Origin of the sequence: Vibrio sp. AIC-3, assembly GCF_013114515.1 — a bacterium.
Classification (GTDB): domain Bacteria; phylum Pseudomonadota; class Gammaproteobacteria; order Enterobacterales; family Vibrionaceae; genus Vibrio; species Vibrio crassostreae_C.
On sequence record NZ_VTXG01000063.1, the window covers coordinates 1 to 2,139 of the forward strand.

The 2,139-nt window shown below is 45.5% G+C and carries 1 protein-coding gene; it reads right to left on the reverse strand.

Annotation, left to right across the window (positions count from 1 at the left end; all coding sequences use genetic code 11):
• Positions 1–112: 112 nt before the first annotated feature.
• A complete protein-coding gene (ltrA, locus tag F0229_RS21575) occupies positions 113–1,585 on the reverse strand; it encodes a group II intron reverse transcriptase/maturase (RefSeq protein ID WP_171733688.1) in 1,473 nt (490 codons plus the stop codon).
• Positions 1,586–2,139 lie beyond the last annotated feature (554 nt).

Consider the following 2,139-nt stretch of genomic DNA (forward strand, 5'->3'; position numbering starts at 1 on the left):
TGTCGGGTGGACGACACTTGTTACCAAGTGCCGTCTCCCTAAGAACCCAGCGTGCAACTTTCACTGCACTAGGCTCAAGCCTCCACGAAGGCATCGTTTGATACCCAGCAACTTATAAAGCAGTCGAAGCAGGTTCGTTCCAAGAGTTACGAGCTAGCCTTTTAGATTTTCTCTTTACCAAGTATTCTTGGTAAAGAGGGTCAAAGGGTGTCGCTGCACTTCGGATTTTCACATGCCTTTCTATTGGCACTTTGGCTATTTGGAAGAGATTGAACTGGCAATCCATATCCATGATCTTCTGCCAACCGTGAAACTGCCATTGGCCTTTTTGGTTGATGAAGTATTTTAGGGCAATCCAAGTTTTAGACTTTGTTGGATGACGCCTTTTAGCCCAGTGCCATAACGTATGGAATAACTTGTGACCTACATATCCGAATACCTGTTTAGCTACGCAGTGCCGATAATAGTTCGACCATCCCCTGAGTTTAGGATTTATCAGTTTGATAAGATCATTCACTGGAAGGGTTACGTGCTTTTTGATGAGTTCACGCAGATTGCTTAAGAACATCAACGTATTGGATTTACTCGGCTTGATGAGCAGTTTCCCTTTGTACTTCCTATGGTTGAACCCAAGAAAATCAAAGCCATCGTTGATATGAGTAATGTGCGTTTTCTCTTCGGATAATGTTAAGCCTCTTTCCGCTAAGAAATCAGCAATCAACGGTTTGATATCGTTCTCGAGCACTTCCTTTGAAGCGCAAGTGACGACGAAATCGTCGGCATATCCAATAAAGTTAGCTCTTGCTCCTTTCTTAAGCGCGGTAGACTTAATGCGCTGTTCGAGACCCGATAACGTCATCAACATCAAGGTGGGGGATATAATTCCGCCTTGAGGAGTGCCTTCGTCGGTGTCGTAAAACAGCCCTTTGTCTACAAAGCCTGACTTTAGCCATTGCTCCAACATCCGTTTATCGATGGCGATGTTATCCATAAGCCATTGATGCCCGATTTTGTCGAAGCAAGCTTTAATATCTCCTTCAAGAACCCATTTAGCCGATTTCTTTAAAGCCAAACACTTGAAGCACTGGTCGACAGCGTCAGCCGTGCTACGATTTGCTCTAAAGCCATAACTATTCGGGTCGGCAGTTGTTTCTGATATGGGTTCTAGCGATAATAGGTGTAGCGCTTGTTGTGCTCTGTCTATCATGCATGGGATGCCCAGAGGTCGAAGCTTGCCATTCTTTTTGGGGATATAGATACGCCTGAGTGGTTTCGCTTGATAAGCTTTCCGACTCAGTTGATTTACTGCTTTCATACGACGCGTGTCTGTGTTCCAGACAACGCCGTCTATTCCAGGCGTTTTACTGCCTTTATTTTGAGAAACTCGCTTAACAGCAAGAAGTTTTGCTGAGCGAGAGTGAGTCAGTATCCATTGCAATGCTTTTGCTTTGCCGTGTTTACCGTCTCTAGTTGCCTTTGCGATACGCATTTGAAGCTTTAAGACGTTCGCCTCTACGGCCTTCCAGTTAATGGATTGCCACAGTGCACTGTCAGAAGATGCACTAATCTCATTCGAAATCGTCATTTGCTTTTCTTCCTTAATAAAGTTCTTCAAACTCTCTCGCAACGAGAGACCAGTTGGAAGTGGGCTCACTTTCGTGATCAGGCACAAACCTGTATCTGCGTCATTACAATGCAGCCTTTGCTTTTTCCAACCTCCTCTACCCGCATCACTATCGGCCACAGAGGCTTTCCCGTAGGGAGTGATACAGGCTTACCGTGTTCCGTATGTCACGCAATGTCAGTTTAGATGCCCGCTATGGTGCGGAGAGTTCAATGATCACGAAAGAGCATGGGGCAATCTCTTTCCGACTCTCGTGCCTTTTGGCTACAGCGTATTAACCACTTCCGCTGTTTCACAACATAACGCACCTTACGCGGATTCACTTATGTTCATCATGCTGACTACCTAGCACTCACCCGATGTTGTGGTTATCAGGAGGATCGTCCTCTCACGATTTCAATCCCGATTGGAAAATACCAACCTTCGTTACATTGTCAAAGCCGCTACTTTATTCAGGCTCCTAGGTTCATCTGGTGATACAGATGGTTCACTCGTTTAGCGGTGAACAGCGCTTC

Coding starts and splice junctions, on each gene's coding strand:
- ltrA (WP_171733688.1), bottom strand. CDS start 1,585: ATGACGATTTCGAATGAGATTAGTGCATCTTCTGACAGTGCACTGTGG.